The organism is Acinetobacter sp. Q85-2, assembly GCF_013420555.1.
Classification (GTDB): Bacteria; Pseudomonadota; Gammaproteobacteria; order Pseudomonadales; family Moraxellaceae; genus Acinetobacter; species Acinetobacter indicus.
On sequence record NZ_VOXW01000031.1, the window covers coordinates 12,474 to 27,062 of the forward strand.

General features: G+C 39.5%; 12 protein-coding genes and 2 pseudogenes. 9 read left to right on the forward strand and 5 right to left on the reverse strand.

Annotated elements, in window-relative coordinates; all coding sequences use genetic code 11:
• Positions 1-150 precede the first annotated feature (150 nt).
• The 7 genes and pseudogenes from FTT68_RS13175 (at position 151) to FTT68_RS13200 (ending at position 9,031) form a co-directional block, all read left to right on the forward strand.
• Positions 151-783: a hypothetical protein gene (locus FTT68_RS13175; protein WP_253586882.1), complete on the forward strand. Its 633-nt coding sequence runs from the start codon at positions 151-153 to the stop codon at positions 781-783.
• The gene (locus tag FTT68_RS13180) at positions 780-2,960 is read left to right on the forward strand and encodes a hypothetical protein (protein WP_180175414.1); all 2,181 of its coding nucleotides are present in this window, start codon (positions 780-782) and stop codon (positions 2,958-2,960) included. The genes FTT68_RS13175 and FTT68_RS13180 overlap by 4 nt, the downstream gene beginning before the upstream one ends.
• Entirely contained in the window at positions 2,957-5,914 is a 2,958-nt protein-coding gene (locus tag FTT68_RS13185) for a site-specific integrase (protein WP_180175415.1), read from the forward strand. The genes FTT68_RS13180 and FTT68_RS13185 overlap by 4 nt, the downstream gene beginning before the upstream one ends.
• Before the next feature lie 90 nt (positions 5,915-6,004).
• A pseudogene (locus tag FTT68_RS14110) lies at positions 6,005-6,123 on the forward strand (DUF2384 domain-containing protein); the annotation flags it as partial.
• A 672-nt stretch (positions 6,124-6,795) separates the two neighbouring features.
• Positions 6,796-7,368 (forward strand): LexA family transcriptional regulator, encoded by a 573-nt coding sequence (locus FTT68_RS13190; RefSeq protein ID WP_005180682.1) that lies wholly within the window; start codon positions 6,796-6,798, stop codon positions 7,366-7,368.
• Positions 7,365-8,663, forward strand: coding sequence for a DUF4113 domain-containing protein (locus tag FTT68_RS13195; protein WP_016658936.1), 1,299 nt, complete (start codon positions 7,365-7,367; stop codon positions 8,661-8,663). Before FTT68_RS13190 ends, FTT68_RS13195 begins: the two co-directional genes overlap by 4 nt.
• A gap of 158 nt (positions 8,664-8,821) precedes the next feature.
• A complete protein-coding gene (locus tag FTT68_RS13200) occupies positions 8,822-9,031 on the forward strand; it encodes a hypothetical protein (protein WP_016658935.1) in 210 nt (69 codons plus the stop codon).
• Positions 9,032-9,210: 179 nt separating this feature from the next.
• Here FTT68_RS13200 and xseB read toward each other — a convergent pair whose 3' ends face one another.
• The 5 genes and pseudogenes from xseB to FTT68_RS14130 form a co-directional block, all read right to left on the reverse strand.
• On the reverse strand, positions 9,211-9,405 hold the full coding sequence (xseB, locus tag FTT68_RS13205) for an exodeoxyribonuclease VII small subunit (protein ID WP_005180690.1): 195 nt from the start codon (positions 9,403-9,405) through the stop codon (positions 9,211-9,213).
• Entirely contained in the window at positions 9,395-10,660 is a 1,266-nt protein-coding gene (gene xseA / locus FTT68_RS13210; RefSeq protein ID WP_016658934.1) for an exodeoxyribonuclease VII large subunit, read from the reverse strand. The genes xseB and xseA overlap by 11 nt, the downstream gene beginning before the upstream one ends.
• 200 nt (positions 10,661-10,860) lie before the next feature.
• Positions 10,861-11,163 (reverse strand): hypothetical protein, encoded by a 303-nt coding sequence (locus tag FTT68_RS13215; RefSeq protein WP_127801937.1) that lies wholly within the window; start codon positions 11,161-11,163, stop codon positions 10,861-10,863.
• A 74-nt stretch (positions 11,164-11,237) separates the two neighbouring features.
• A complete protein-coding gene (locus FTT68_RS13220) occupies positions 11,238-12,356 on the reverse strand; it encodes a Fic family protein (protein WP_095706045.1) in 1,119 nt (372 codons plus the stop codon).
• Between the two features lie 161 nt (positions 12,357-12,517).
• A pseudogene (locus FTT68_RS14130) lies at positions 12,518-12,637 on the reverse strand (type II toxin-antitoxin system death-on-curing family toxin); the annotation flags it as partial.
• 59 nt (positions 12,638-12,696) lie between these two features.
• Here FTT68_RS14130 and FTT68_RS13225 point away from each other — a divergent pair.
• Entirely contained in the window at positions 12,697-13,011 is a 315-nt protein-coding gene (locus tag FTT68_RS13225) for a hypothetical protein (RefSeq protein WP_095706048.1), read from the forward strand.
• 618 nt (positions 13,012-13,629) lie between these two features.
• Positions 13,630-14,148: a tetratricopeptide repeat protein gene (locus tag FTT68_RS13230; protein ID WP_000447193.1), complete on the forward strand. Its 519-nt coding sequence runs from the start codon at positions 13,630-13,632 to the stop codon at positions 14,146-14,148.
• Positions 14,149-14,589: the final 441 nt, after the last annotated feature.

A 14,589-nucleotide genomic window follows, 5' to 3' on the forward strand; every position in this document is an offset into this window, starting at 1 on the left:
CAACTTAAACATTCTAAATATTTACTAAAAACATAATTTAATAGGGTTTTAATTACCGCTAAAAAGATTAAAAACACTATATATAGTGAAATTTACAATTTAATAACACAATATAGGGTGTGTAACCCTTGACTCCCCTATAAAAAGTACGTGAATATTATAGTTTATTTTTCAGCCACTTGGCATAAATATGGGGAGACATCAGCATATGTCTATAAAAAAAAAGCTATTGAAAGTCATCGTGTATCTTCAAAAAACTTAAAATTAATGTGTTATCCGAAATGTATGCATGCCTATCAAATCTGGATAGCTTTATTTTTTCAGCTTAATGAGAAACAGCAAAACTATCATTTGGATTTCACTTTTAAACAAAATATAGATATCCCTCTCCTTACTACCGATAAACCAGATCACTATTTTTTTAGTAGCCATTTCAGCTGGATCTATGCTTATTATTACAATAAGAATAAAACTCAATTTAAGTTTAAAGCTTACGAGAAAAATAATTCATATGAATCCATCATTCAGGCTCTAAATGAAGTAAGAAGCTTACTCAGTTCTGGTTTGCATCACTCAATTCAGGGCTTAGATATCATTGCATACTGGCTGAATGAACAATACCGACCTGACCATCTTCAAGAAGTTTTCGGTCATAAAATTTTAACTATCAACCAACTGCGAGAATTATCAGGACTATCCAAATCCCAAAGCCCGGTAAGTTCTTTTTCAGATTATGCAGGTCCAATTTCATTAGAAAAAATTCTGGTGGGAATTTCATCATGAATGGATATAGTTATTTAGAAGATACTCAAGAATTAAAGCTTGAGCCGTTTCGAAACTTCTACCAAGTATTGGCAGAAGCAAAGCTGGAAAATTATCAGAACTCAATCAAGCTCAACGACCTCATTCAACAATATGAAATTACTAAACTTAATACTTTTATAGCTCAAAGCCTGACTGATAAAAAAGTCAGCGAGTATCCTCTGGTTCATTACCTTATTGCAGTCATCAACACTCCATCAGCATATCAATCAAACGCGCTGAAATGGGCTATTTTCAATACTCAATGTATTGAATCACTCAACAGCAAAGGACATTCAGCTACCATAGTTAATCTTTGTAGGCGTTTTCGTTTAGCTAGCACAAAACAGAAATATTATTGGCTTTACAATTTCTTACCTACTCTTCCAATGGAATTAGAAGAGCTAGTTAAACTTCTAAAAGAAGCTGAAACAGAAAATAAAGAGCTAATTAATCGCTCAATACCAAATTTAGATGAAGAACGAATTAGCCAGCTGGCAAATCTGCGTGTGATCTATCAATATGTCTTTACTCAGTCTGAACGTTTAAAACGAAATCGCCAAAGCAGTTCGGGCTCCAAAGAACCTCCTCAAACTGATGTTCAAAAGACATCAAGAATATCTCTCGATGATGAACAAACGCATCAGACTCATTTTGAACAAGGTACGGCCAAACAACCGCGCGAAGATAAAACTATAGAAAAAGTTGAAGATCATAATTTTGAATTTAATCAACTTGAGCAATACTCTATTACAGCTCAGGTCAATAATCTCAAGAACAAAGTTCTGCATCAAAACAAGAATCAGTTAATGAGCAAGTCAAATCCTCGTGTCTTTGATTTGCCTACCGCACAGCATATTATGCGAATTTTGTTTGAACAGGCAAAGACCTCTCCAATTCATGCCTTGCTTTTATTTTCAGTACTCAGTTTGACGCATTATGAAGAGCTATTAGTATTTCGGAAACATTTCCGTCTGAGTTCAAAAAGAAAAGAAATTACTTTTAGCCCTGAAAACTTCTATTTTCGGCAAAGTTTTGATAACTCTAAATTTAAAGATGTTTTATTAAAAGAATATATGCTGAATATAGGAAATTCTTTTACCATCCCCTTACCCAAAGTTTATTTTGATCAGATTTTTCAACTAAAAAAGTGGGATAAAGCAGATATTGCTTCAGATGTACAAGAATATTTACGTAGAATCAGTGACGGCCTTACTTTTCATTTAACAGCTCGAAACCTTTCTCGTTTAATCAGCGATATCACGTTGAATGAACTCGGATATGAATTGGAAAGTAAATTACTTAGTGGAGAAAACGTTAATAGCTACACCCCAGGCCATTACTATTCAATGAAAATTGTTGATATCCTCGATATTTATAGCCAAACACTTTATCTGGTTTGCCCGCAGCTCGACACTAGTTATATCGAAGAATTTAAATCCCCTGTTACTTTCGGTAGTCAGCAAACGCCAGACCTGCCTCTGGTTAAATCCTTTTTTAAACAGCTTGACCAGCAAGTTCGGGGAAACCCTAACCCTTTCAAAACACTGAAATATTATTCAATTTGGCTATGGTACGTTTGCATGATTATGACATCTGCCCGACCAAATGAAGCCTTTCCCCCGAATCTCGATTATCTTGATCTCGACAACTGTTTGGTGGCTGTTGCAGATAAAGAGCAACGTTATTCGGGTACCATTGGACGCTACCTACCATTTAATAATTTTCTTCGAGATGAAATACAGTCTTATCTGAATTACTTAAAACAATTTCAGCACCTTATGAAGGCTTGTGCTAACCAAGTAAAAACAGAACTAATTCAAGAAATCTTTGATGGTCAATGCCCCTTTCTTGTATATCCCAAGACTGAAGGATATATCCGAAATTTAGAGCTTGCTGATATTGAAAAGAACAGTCCAGATATAGTTTTGCAGCGCAATTGGACTCGCCATTTCGCTCGCTATTTTTTTGCACAGCACTGCGATGAAGATATGCTGAATGGCATCTTTGGTCACGATGGGCCCATGCAGGAACTTTTTGACCGCTATTCGGGTTTTCAGGCAACCGATTACGATCATATTCGAGCAGCGCAAGACAAGCTGGTCGGACTCTTAAAGCTTAAAAGTATGTCTACATTTAACGGGTTCCTGATTGAATGAGTAAACATCCACACTCCCTCAAAAGAATAAAAAAGCATAGAAAAAACAAAGCATTTCTTCTGAAATTGTTTAGCGAGAAATGTATAGAGCTGACGCCTGAAAACTATTCAGAAATTTGTCGCCAAGTTGATAATCAGCTTTTAGAACACTGTAAGTCAAATATCCGTAGCTATCAGATGGCACGTATAGAGTTTGCTAAATATATTAAGCGCTTTAACCGCTTATCGAATCAAAACTATCCGGTGCCCGCCACTCCTGTGAGATATGAGAGAACTCTACCACAGCAAAATATTGAAACCTTAAAACATGGTAAAAAAATTACTCAATTTGCCCAGAATATGATTGCTTACTGGACAAAACATAATGACTTCAGTTCCACCCAATCACTTGGCTTCTGTTTAATCAGCTCAATATTATTTAATGGCATTTATAACCATGCCGAACTGCAATTTTTTTTAAAAATCATTTTAAAAACAAAGAAATTTCAAAGTTTTTTAAACCTAAATCATATGGTAACACTCGAAATCCCGAACCGGAATTTCGGTAATCAGCGTATAAATGACCCTGATTTTTCAGTCAGCTATACAAAAACGTTTGTGCTACACGACATTGTGAAATGCTGGATTTACAGACTTAAACATCAAAAGTTTGATTTATTTTCGGATATTGAAGATGCAGAACATCTGATTAACGCTTGTATTATTGAATGCTTCCCTGAGGAAAAGGTACGTTGTAAAGACCTGTTAAAATACGGTTTTTACTATACACAGTTCCTGAAAAACAGCGGACTGGATCAAATGTCCATTTGTATCCTAAAAAATGAAATTTACAGTTCCAGCCCTCTCGAAAAACAATTAGCAGCCTATTTTATTCAGTCTGAACCCACGCCTACCCATACAGTTCAGAATATTTGTGAAAAACCTCAGAAAAAGCCTACAGTCACTATTACGTTAGATGAAGTCGATATTTTAGTAGAAATACGCCAAGCTATTCGTGCAAAAAACTATAGCGATCAACTCATAGAATTATATGCTAAAAAACAATCTCCAGCCTTGGAACGTTTGCTGCTGTGGAGCATTCTACGCTCAAAATTAACGGAACCTCAACTGGACCTTCTCAATCATATTATTCAGCAGCAGCAACGATTTAAGCGCAAGCTTATACGTGCAGATTTTCAGCCGGTCAAGCAAAGTTCTCTGAAGACCATGTTTTCACAGTTTGCAGTCCATTGGCTGCAGGCAACGCAAAACAAAGACATTTCATCATTTTCAAATGCCGATTTTGAAGATATGTATGGAGAAATGCTTTTATTAAAGAAAGAAACAACTAGAGAGACTTTACAAAAACGTCTACAGGAGTTTCATCACAAACAGACCTTATTTTTTAACGCACCCACTATCGATCTAGATAATTTAATCCAGGTAAAAATCTGCAGAACCGCATTGATCTCGCCCCATATTTTTCACCATATGCTAGAGCAACTCGAAAATACTCAAGGTATTTCAGTTCAGGATAAAAATATGTTTAAACTGATTTTTATTCTGGGTTTCAGAGCCGGACTACGGATCAATGAAACATTGAATATCTTCGTACGTGATCTATTTATTAGTGAAGATGCTGTGATACTCACCATTCGCAACAATCGCAATAAAAATCAAAAAAGCTACTCAGCTTACCGCAAGATTCCTCTGCATCATCTACTTAAAGCAGAAGAATTACGTGCATTTAAAACATATAGTCAGAATAGAAAACGCCTGCTAAAAGAACAAGGGAAATCAGTTACACAACCGCTATTTTTAAAACAGTCGCTAGAAGAAACTCATGAAAATGAAGTCAATGCTCTATTGAAACAATTGATCCAGCCAGCTTTTGGAGAGCACAATTTTACTTACCATAGTCTGCGTCATTCTGCATTTAATCATCTTTACCTGATTTTAAAAAACTCAACACTTGCAGATGCATTTACTGACTATAGCCCACATGAGCAATTACGTATCCGTTATGCATTGCTGCGAAACAGAAATACTCAGCAAACCTGGTATGCGCTTTCTCATTTTGCCGGGCACCTGACACCTGAAACTACCTGTTCTAGCTATCTGCATTTAATGCATCTAGCAATTAGCTACCAGCTGAATCAAATGCACAGCCCGCTTCCTAAAGAAGCCTATTTTAATATTCTAAAACATGATGATGCTATTAAATATCCTGTTCAGCAACGGGCGATCAAACACTTTTTATTTGATCAACTCACTAAAGACCGTTACAGGCAACATGATCATCAATATCAACAAAGGCAACAGAAATCACCTGATTCACTGATGCTAGGAGCTCATGACTCAGAGATGACTTTTGAACTATTGCATCACATTCTTGCAGTAGAAAAAGAACAAGACCTTTTGTTACCTGAAGCTATTCCTTTGCAAATCGCGCAAAAATTACGTGCCAGAGCTCTGCATTTGAAAACCTCCTGTGTAAACCAAAAAAAATCATCGAGGTTATTTACCACAGATTTTTTAAGGAAAACTCCTGATGCATTAGTCACCATGTTGCCGACCAATCAGGAGGAAAAAAAGGTCATTCAACATGTTCAGGAGCGTTATGCAAATGTACAAAGTAAATACAAAAAACAGCTTCATACGATCTACTCAATTTATCTTGAAAAAGTTCAGCCCAATTCAGCCCAGTTAATTTTTGAACTGAATGAAAAACGGCAACTGAAGAAACTTCTTTCTTTTATTCATAGTTTATTTCCGAAAAAATATCTTCATTTAGAACTATCTCAACAGAGCAAGACAGAGCTCAAAAAGACATTACAGGATTTAACATTACGGGCAGAAAACTTCAGCCTGAATGAAAATGAAAGGCGAATTAAATTCTGCTTCAAAAGTAAAGATGCAAAAGCACTTGGGGTATTTAAGTTACTGATGTATCTAATGATAGTTTCTCATCTTTAAGCTGTTTGTAATAAAAATTTGAACTCTGAGTAACGATAATCAAATAGTATAAACTCGAGGTATTAGCAACGTCTGAAACTGAGATCAGTCATGCATAAAACATCAGAAAAAATTGCAAAACAAAAAAGGTATTAGCTAAAGCAGTTTTATCATCTGCAAATCAACTTGGTTTGACCCAGAGCCAGCTTGCTATCATTCTCAATTTAGATTGGCTTTGTTGCACAAAGATTTCATAACTATATGATTTTAAAAGTTTTGATTGTTTTTGATCCAAAATTAAATTTATTTAAATCAGATGCTTACATATTTATGCAACAAAGCCAAAATGACTTAAAATAATCTGAGAACTACAAAAACTTATACATATTTTGATTTCAAATCAAATCTGATAAAACTAAAAATGCAGCCCAAGCACGTTGGGGAAAATCCGCAAGTAATGCTCAAGCAAATCATGAGCACAGCCCGAGTATTACTCAAGTCATGCTTGAACCATGCCCTGAATAGCCACCACTTTCCTAGACAAATACAGCCCAAAGAATGATTTCACCCTGAAAATGCCGACCATGGAAGGGATTCATATGCTGCACCTTTAGCTAAAAGAGGATTCAGCTTACCATTAGTGGTTATTTGCAACAGTGCCCTTTTTTCTTATGCACGTGGCATGTTCCCTCAGGTTTGATTTAAACCTTCTGCAGTAGAAGTTGAACCTCAACAGCTTGGGCTGCAAATAATTTTTAGCTCAAGTTTGATTGCTCTAAGTAATCTATAACCACCTTCTGGTGAGATAGATATTCAGAACACAATCCGACGAATGGAGTTGTTTTTTTCCACTGCTGTTTTACCATCTTGATTATGTTACACAATCAAGATGAACAAATAAAATGGATGAATTTCAGCATGGTGGTGCCCGTGAAGGTGCTGGTCGCAAACCAGTTCATGAAGGCCCAACCAAAGTGATCCGGGTTCCCGAAGCCCGTGTACTGGAGATCAGGCAGTATCTGGATCAGATAAAAAAACCAGCCCGCAATGATGTTGCTTCGATTACTCCGGTTGAAGCCAGAACACATTATGAGATTCCGGTTGCCTTGCAAAAGGTGGCTGCAGGTTTCCCTTCCCCAGCCCAAGACTATATCGACAAGACCCTGGATCTGAACGAGTTCCTGATCCAGAACCAGCAGGCTACCTTTATCGTTGAGGTGGAATCGCTTTCCATGCGCGATGCCGGGATTGATCTGAAGGACAAGCTGATCGTGGACCGCAGTATTGAGCCCAAGCATGGTGATATTGTTCTGGCCCTGATCGACAATGATTTCACCATCAAACGACTGATGATTGAAGGCGACAAACGCTGGTTACAGGCGGAAAACCCGGATTATGCGGATATCCATTTGAAAGACGGTCAGACCCTGCTGATCTGGGGTGTAGTCACCAGTGTCATCAAGAAGTTCAGATGAACAGCCCCGAGCGGATTTATGCCCTGATCGACATCAACAACTGTTATGTCAGTTGTGAACGGGTGTTTAATCCCAGCCTGAATCACCGTCCAGTGATTGTGCTGAGCAATAATGATGGTTGTGCAGTGGCCCGCAGTAATGAGGCCAAAGCCCTGGGCATCAAGATGGGTGTTCCGTTGTTTCAGGTTCAGGACATTGTCCGGCAGCATCAAGTGGTGGTGCTGTCGAGCAACTATGCCCTGTATGCGGAAATGTCCAATCGCTTCCATTCGATTTTGGCCGGTTATGTGGCTCCGCATGAACAGGAAATCTATTCGATTGATGAATGTTTTCTGGATTTAACCAGTTATGCACAGCATTTTGACTTGACCCGCTATGCCAGAGAGATGAAACAGCGGATCTGGGACTGGATCGGGTTGCCGGTATCCATCGGGATTGGTCGCAGCAAGACCGAAGCCAAGCTAGCCAATCACCTTGCCAAGAAATGGCCTGGCTTTGCAGGCGTATGCAATGTGCTGGAGCTGGATTATCTGGATCAGGAAACGCTGTATGCCGGAATTGAGGTGGGTGAAGTCTGGGGTGTGGGACGTAAGCTGGTCAAAAAGCTGAACCAGATGGGCATCCATTCGGTACTGGATCTGGCCATGCAGGATGCGCATCGCATGGGAAGTTTGTTTTCAGTGCTGATGCAGCGCACGGTGCTGGAATTACAGGGCATCTCCTGTTTGCAACTGGAGGATGCTCCTGCACCCAAGCAGCAGATTGTGGCTAGCCGCTCCTTTGGAGAACGGATTACCGAGCTGGATGATCTGAAAGAAGCCATGGGTAAGTATGTGCAAGATGCAGTCATGCGCTTGCGTGCGGATGCCTCGCTGTGTGGCTGTATCATTGCTTTTGTGCAATCCAATCCCTTTGATCAAAACACAGCGTATTACAGCAAATCGTTGGCCTTTGAATTCCCGGAACCCACGGACTGTGTACTTGATCTGATTCATGCTGCGATGCAGTTACTGCAAGGCATCTATAAGCCAGAGGTAAAGTATAAAAAATGTGGGGTGATTCTGACCGGTCTGGTCAGCAAGACCCGCTATGTGCCTGATCTGCTTACAGACCATCGCCAGCGTGAAAGCAACGAACAGCTGATGCAGGCTTTAGAAGCCGTGCAAGCCAGATATGGCAAGACTAAACTGGCAGTGGGATCGTGTTATTTACCACAGCGGAAATGGTCGATGAACCGGACACATCTGACCCAGAACTATTTCAGCTGGCAGGGATTATTGAAAATTACCCATTAAGCCAACATCCCTTTTTAGGTTAAACAGGTGACAATTAACAACCGGACATCTATCCAGCCCCCCTATTGCGGACGGATCGCTGCTGGGAAGATACTCATATCGCTATGGTAAAACATTGAGCTCATCATATTGCAAGCAACTCAGGAGGCTTAAATCGCATGGCTAAAACAACAAAGGACGAAATCCCTGTAGAAGAATCAGCTCAAGCCAGTGAAGTTTCTGACAAAGTAACGGAAGCTAGAGCGTTATTGGGCAAGCAAATGTCCGCAAACCTGATTGCGATCGCAGAACTGACCCATACCCCGATTCCACACATGCAGGTAGATGAACACGGGGTTTTTCACGAGATTCAAAACACTGATAGGTAGACCGGCATGGATTGCAGTAACGGACGGTATTCTCCTGTTCAATCGGTCGAGTGCTCAGATCCGGTTTGATCGTTATCGTTAAGTCCATATTTTTGTACCTAACACATGGTTTTATAAAGTTAAGTACAGGAATACGTACTGAACAGACAAAGCGTTTTTATGGTCCTTAGGCTTTTTTTCTATTCCTTAAAGGTGTCATTGAGCGCCTGCTGAACCGCCTCAATCCTTGATTTGCAGGCTTTGTAGGCGGTCATGGATTCTTCAACGATCGCCATCAGGTTATCAATATCCGGTTCTTCCTGCGATTCCAGCAGTTCGGCATTCTTCTTCAGAATCTCGTAGCCCTGTTTGAAACTGAGTTCTTCATTGTTCATGTGTATTTACCTGTGTCACGGTGGCATCAATCATGCCATCCTGGAGTTCGATCTGGAGTTGCTGGCCAGTGATTTGTTGCACTGAGCGGATGGCTTTGCCCTGACTGCGGACAATCGCATAGCCTTTAGCCATCACGTTTCGTGGGTTCTGTAGCAAGGTTTCCCGCATCAGGGATTCGGTCTGCTGTACAGCCTGCCGCAGCTGTTGCTGGGCAAAATACTGGGTATCGCTTTTCAGCAGATCAACGCTACGCTGCGCATCATTGAGCTGGCTTTGTGCCAGGGTTTGGATGGTTTTCAGATACTGGTCATTCTGGCTTTGATAGGCGGTCAGCTGATGCTGGGACAGCAGTTTGATGGTTTGCAGCGCAGTACTGGCTTCATTGACCCGTTCGACAATCAGGTTACGGATCCCGGCGATGACTTTACTTGGGGTATCAAAGGAGCGATGCGCGATTTCATCCAGAATGGTGCGGTCTTTCTCGTGGCCAATGCCCACCCAGATCGGCACTGTTCTTTTACACAACAGTGCAGCCAGATCATAGTCGTTCAGGTACGCCAGATCATTCACTGCTCCACCCCCACGGATGATCACAATTAGGTCGGGAGCGGTCTGGTAATCTTGAGCCCACTGCCTGAGTGCACTGGCCAGAGCCTGCATGATGCTGGTTGGGGCAGTATTGCCCTGGAAGGTGGCTGAATGATAAACGAAGTGGCAGACACCCGCCTGAGCCAGGGCATCGGCATCTTTTTTAAAGTCTCCCAGCCCGGCGGCATTTTCCGGGGCGATGACCAGTACGTTCTGCAAATCAAAAGGTGCCGGTAGCTGTTTGTTGTTGTTGAGCAGGCCTTCCTGGGTCAGGCGCTGCAGGATCTGCTGATAGCGTTTGGCAATGTCACCTAAGGTGAAGCTGGAGTCGATATCTTCAATATTGACGGAGAAACCATATTGCGGATCAAATTTGGCTTTGACCTTGATCAGGACATTCAAGTCTCTGGACAGTTCAATGCCGCTTTCCCGTTCAAACCTTAACACGATTTTTTGTGCGGTGAATTTCCACAGGGTGCCTTTACAGCTGGCAATCACTTTATGGCTGTCTTCATCTTTCTCTGCCAGTTCCAGATAGTAATGCCCGCCTTTGATGCTGAGATTACGGATCTCGGCTTTGACCCATACCGCTTCATCGAAAGTCAGCTGGATGACTTCCTGTACGGTGGTCAGGTATTCACTGAGACTGAGTTGGGTTTCTGACATGAAAGAAAATACGGAATGCGGTCATTTGATCCTACAAAATAACAGCTTTCATTTCAAAGCATAGAATTGTTTGGAAAATCTGGAGCATTGCCATGTATGTCCACAATGTGCTGAAAGCCTCTCATCAAGATTTGACTATTTTGCGCTGAGGATAAACGGGTCAGACTTCAATTTTTATCCAGTAAGCTTATCAAGTGCTCTCATTTCGCATGTTCTTTATAGTACTGGTTTTTCCGTTTGGAATTGTGCTTCCAACTTTTGGAAAATTTATAGACATAAGTCGGGAAATCATCCCAAACATAGGGCAAACCACTACCACGGGCAACACGTATTTTGAGCGGATAGTCTTTATATTCAATGCAATGCATGAAATAAAAACTTCTTTCTTGTTGCGTACTGAACTTTTTAAAATAAACACTTCTCAGATTAGGATATTTTTTCCAAAAATAATCATGAGGATGTGCTTTGATAGACTGTTGGTACTGATATTTCAGTTTTTTCATGATTCCTCCTAGGTAACATTACCTAGAAGGGATCCTGTGCAAAGTAATTCATCATAGTTAATCTCTTTGTCTTTCTATAATTGAGTATTGATTTGATAACGTGTGTTACGTCCACCACCTTCTAATTTGACTATACATGCTTTTTCAAGCAAGTCAGATAAGTGGCGGGTAGCTGTTGCCTTACTGACTTTAGCAACCTTTTGATATTGTGAGGCACTAATGCCATGTTCAAAGCCATTTTCCCCGCCATCCAATAAACGGTTTAAAACCTTTCGTTGCCCTTCATGCAGGTCTAAACTAGAATATTTATGCCAAAACTGACTTTTAAATAAAGTTCGATTGATCCGCTTTAAGGTTGTTTCAAGGCTGTCATTCAAGGTATCTAAAAACCAGACCAGCCAATCTGTGATATTGGAATCATTTTTTTGGGTTTGCTCCAAGATGTCATAGTAACTTTTGCGTTTGTTTAATATCGCAGGAGATATGGCATACAAACGAATGCTCTGTTCATCCATTTGAGCCAGGGCAAGATCTGTCAGTGTACGTGTAATACGACCATTACCATCATCAAAAGGATGTAGCGTCACAAACCATAAATGAGTAATGCCTGCGCGTAAAAGGGGGTCAAGCAAGGAATCGGTCAGACTATGGTTAAACCACTCGATAAAGGCATTTAAGCGACTTTCTAGCCCCTCTCTAGGAGGAGCTTCAAAATGTACCGTAGGATAATCCAATCGACCTGAAACGACCTGCATAGGTTCTGAGCCTCTGAGTTGACCAATGCGTAAACGTTGCATTGTCCAATCCGGGTCATTGAAAAGCCAACGATGCCATTGCATGAGGCGTTCAACTGTGAGCGGTTGCTTCACATTGTTAAGCGCATCGAGCATGATATTCGCTAGACCTTCTGATCTGTCTGAGCTTGGATAAGGTTGTTCAAGAGTAACGCCCAAACGTCGAGCTAGAGATGATCGCAATGAAAAAACATTTAGAGTTTCATTTTCAATCGCTGATGAAGCAACTAGATTGGCAAGTAGAGTATCTAAAGTAAATTGTTCTTTCGCTAAATCATGCTGACTTTGCCCAAGAAGAATTCCTATTTTTTGATGTATTTGTCTAGTTTTAGGCAGGATGATTTCATCTTGCCATGTGAAGTTTGTCCAGTTTTCTGTTTGCCAAATCCATTCCTGCATCTTCAATCTATAACTCGAATCGTTCCAAGATGAGTTAAATATAGCATATATTCGCCTCACAATATGAGCTGAATATAATGTTTAATTAGCTCATCTATTTGTCAGAATTTGCATCAGCCGACTTATTTTAAAGTCGAATTGTTGGTGTCTTTGTGGTTATTTTAAATTTTCAGAAAATCTGAAACTTTTAAAGCCAAAATTTCGTGTTCGTCTTGTGATTCCACAATATCAACCATAAGATCATCAAGCTCAGTATCATCTTTAATTGAAACACCTTGAATATTTTCTGATCCTTACTTCAGGTATGATGATATTGCTATCACTACATTTAAAAATCATTATGAAACACTTAGGATTTGTAGGAAAAAGTACAGTACATATTGGATATACCCATGTTGAAATTATTAACAGCGCTCTTCGACTGTCCTTCAACGTGCCCTTAAAGAATAATCCAGAGGGAGTCTTTAGAAAAATCGTAGAAAACAACTATGATTTATTGATATCGACTTCAGCAGAAATCTCATTTGAATTAGATAGCGAAACGATTACAAAGGCTGAAAACTTAATTAAAGAGCAAGGTATTGAGTTAGAAGAATTTATTCAGAATACGCTGATTGAATTTATCAATCAGAACCAATTAGATACCACTAACTAATTACCATAGTTAGACAATAAAAAACCCCGACATATCGGGGTTTTTCGTGTTTGGCTGCTAGGTAGGCTGCTGTTCTACCTCACGTCCTGGTTCTTGAACTTATCATTATTGTTGTATGTTTCGGAACTTCCTGTTCCTGTATGACTTCATCATAAGCAAAAAACTACAGATCCCCTAGCCGCAAAATCCCTAAATGTTTGTGCGCCAGGGCGTACAAATCTGGCTAAAAGTTGTCCCGGTTTTATCCGCAGAAATTGGGGATAATTTTTGCCATGGACACCTGATAGAATCAGGAAAAGCCGCAAAAAAAGACTATTTTTTAAACAAATTGATTGGCGAAAGATGCCAGGATCGAATAGAAAAAAGCCGACTTGTTTCCAAATCGACTTTTTGGGTTTGCGCCCCCGATTTTTTATATCATAAATTATTGATAAATAATACTATTTTCCATAAATTTCGAATAATGCCCATTATGTTAAATAGAGATAAGACATACTCTAATTTTAGAGTTTTCTTTTAGGTATGATATAAAAATATACAAGCCTAACAGTTTAGTTTAAAGGTTAAAAATTGAATAAATTAACAAATATTTTTATGGCTTTAGGAGTTTGCCTTTCAATGGAAACATTTGCAGAACCTGTTTTTTCTAATGATTTATTAGCGAAAGCAGAAAATGGAGATACTTCTGCTCAGTTAGAATTAGCCGAGATTTATCTATATGGTCATGGTGTTGATTCAGATGAAAATCAAGCTGAAGTTTGGGCTCTTAAATCAGCAGAAAATGGAAATGTAGCAGCAATGTTTTGGTTAGCTGATGGATATGTTACCTATGCTAGATTAATGGAAGATGATGACAAAAACGATTCTTTAGAACATTTCCAAAAAGCTTTTAAGTGGTTTCAGAAAGCCTCAGAAAATGGCCATTCTGAATCAATGGTTGAGTTAGCTGATCTATATACTCGTGCAGATAGCGGAATAGAAGTTAATATTAATAAAGCTTTTGAACTTCGTGAAAAGGCTGCAAAGTTAGGTAATAAGAAAGCAATGCGAAGTCTTTCCGTTATGTATCGTGATGGTATAGGTATTCCTAAAAATACTGATTTAGCTCAAAGTTGGTGGGATAAGTCTGAAAATTAGTTTTAATATTTCCTAAAATTAACATAATACACCTTATGCGAAATAAATAAAATATTTGTTTTAAATCAACATCTTGCAAAATTTAAAAAAGCCCATTCACCCTCGAATGGGCTTTTTATGTGAATAATTATGTTCCACATTTTTCTGGGTTTACGAGCCTAAATTCTTACGATACTGAATGAAACCTGTATTGTCTGCCGACTGATCATATAAGATTTTTGCTAGCTAGATAGTTGGTTTCATGCAGAATCTCCTGCCTATATTTTAAGAGAAAACTTTACTTTTAGATCCTATTATTTTTAGGGAGGATTACCGGCACTGTTGCAAATAACCACGAATGGTAAGCTGAAGACTGTTTTAGCTAAAGGTGCAGCATATGAATCCTTTCCATGGTCGGCATTTTCAGGGCGAAATCATTCTTTGGGCTGTGCGCTGGTATTG

What these genes read in the sequence shown, in the direction of transcription:
- FTT68_RS13180 (WP_180175414.1), top strand. Translation starts at nt 780, where the DNA reads ATGAATGGATATAGTTATTTAGAAGATACTCAAGAATTAAAGCTTGAG.
- FTT68_RS13185 (WP_180175415.1), top strand. Translation starts at nt 2,957, where the DNA reads ATGAGTAAACATCCACACTCCCTCAAAAGAATAAAAAAGCATAGAAAA.
- FTT68_RS13190 (WP_005180682.1), top strand. Translation starts at nt 6,796, where the DNA reads ATGGATGAATTTCAGCATGGTGGTGCCCGTGAAGGTGCTGGTCGCAAA.
- FTT68_RS13195 (WP_016658936.1), top strand. Translation starts at nt 7,365, where the DNA reads ATGAACAGCCCCGAGCGGATTTATGCCCTGATCGACATCAACAACTGT.
- FTT68_RS13200 (WP_016658935.1), top strand. Translation starts at nt 8,822, where the DNA reads ATGGCTAAAACAACAAAGGACGAAATCCCTGTAGAAGAATCAGCTCAA.
- xseB (WP_005180690.1), bottom strand. Translation starts at nt 9,405, where the DNA reads ATGAACAATGAAGAACTCAGTTTCAAACAGGGCTACGAGATTCTGAAG.
- xseA (WP_016658934.1), bottom strand. Translation starts at nt 10,660, where the DNA reads ATGTCAGAAACCCAACTCAGTCTCAGTGAATACCTGACCACCGTACAG.
- FTT68_RS13215 (WP_127801937.1), bottom strand. Translation starts at nt 11,163, where the DNA reads ATGAAAAAACTGAAATATCAGTACCAACAGTCTATCAAAGCACATCCT.
- FTT68_RS13220 (WP_095706045.1), bottom strand. Translation starts at nt 12,356, where the DNA reads ATGCAGGAATGGATTTGGCAAACAGAAAACTGGACAAACTTCACATGG.
- FTT68_RS13225 (WP_095706048.1), top strand. Translation starts at nt 12,697, where the DNA reads ATGAAACACTTAGGATTTGTAGGAAAAAGTACAGTACATATTGGATAT.
- FTT68_RS13230 (WP_000447193.1), top strand. Translation starts at nt 13,630, where the DNA reads ATGGAAACATTTGCAGAACCTGTTTTTTCTAATGATTTATTAGCGAAA.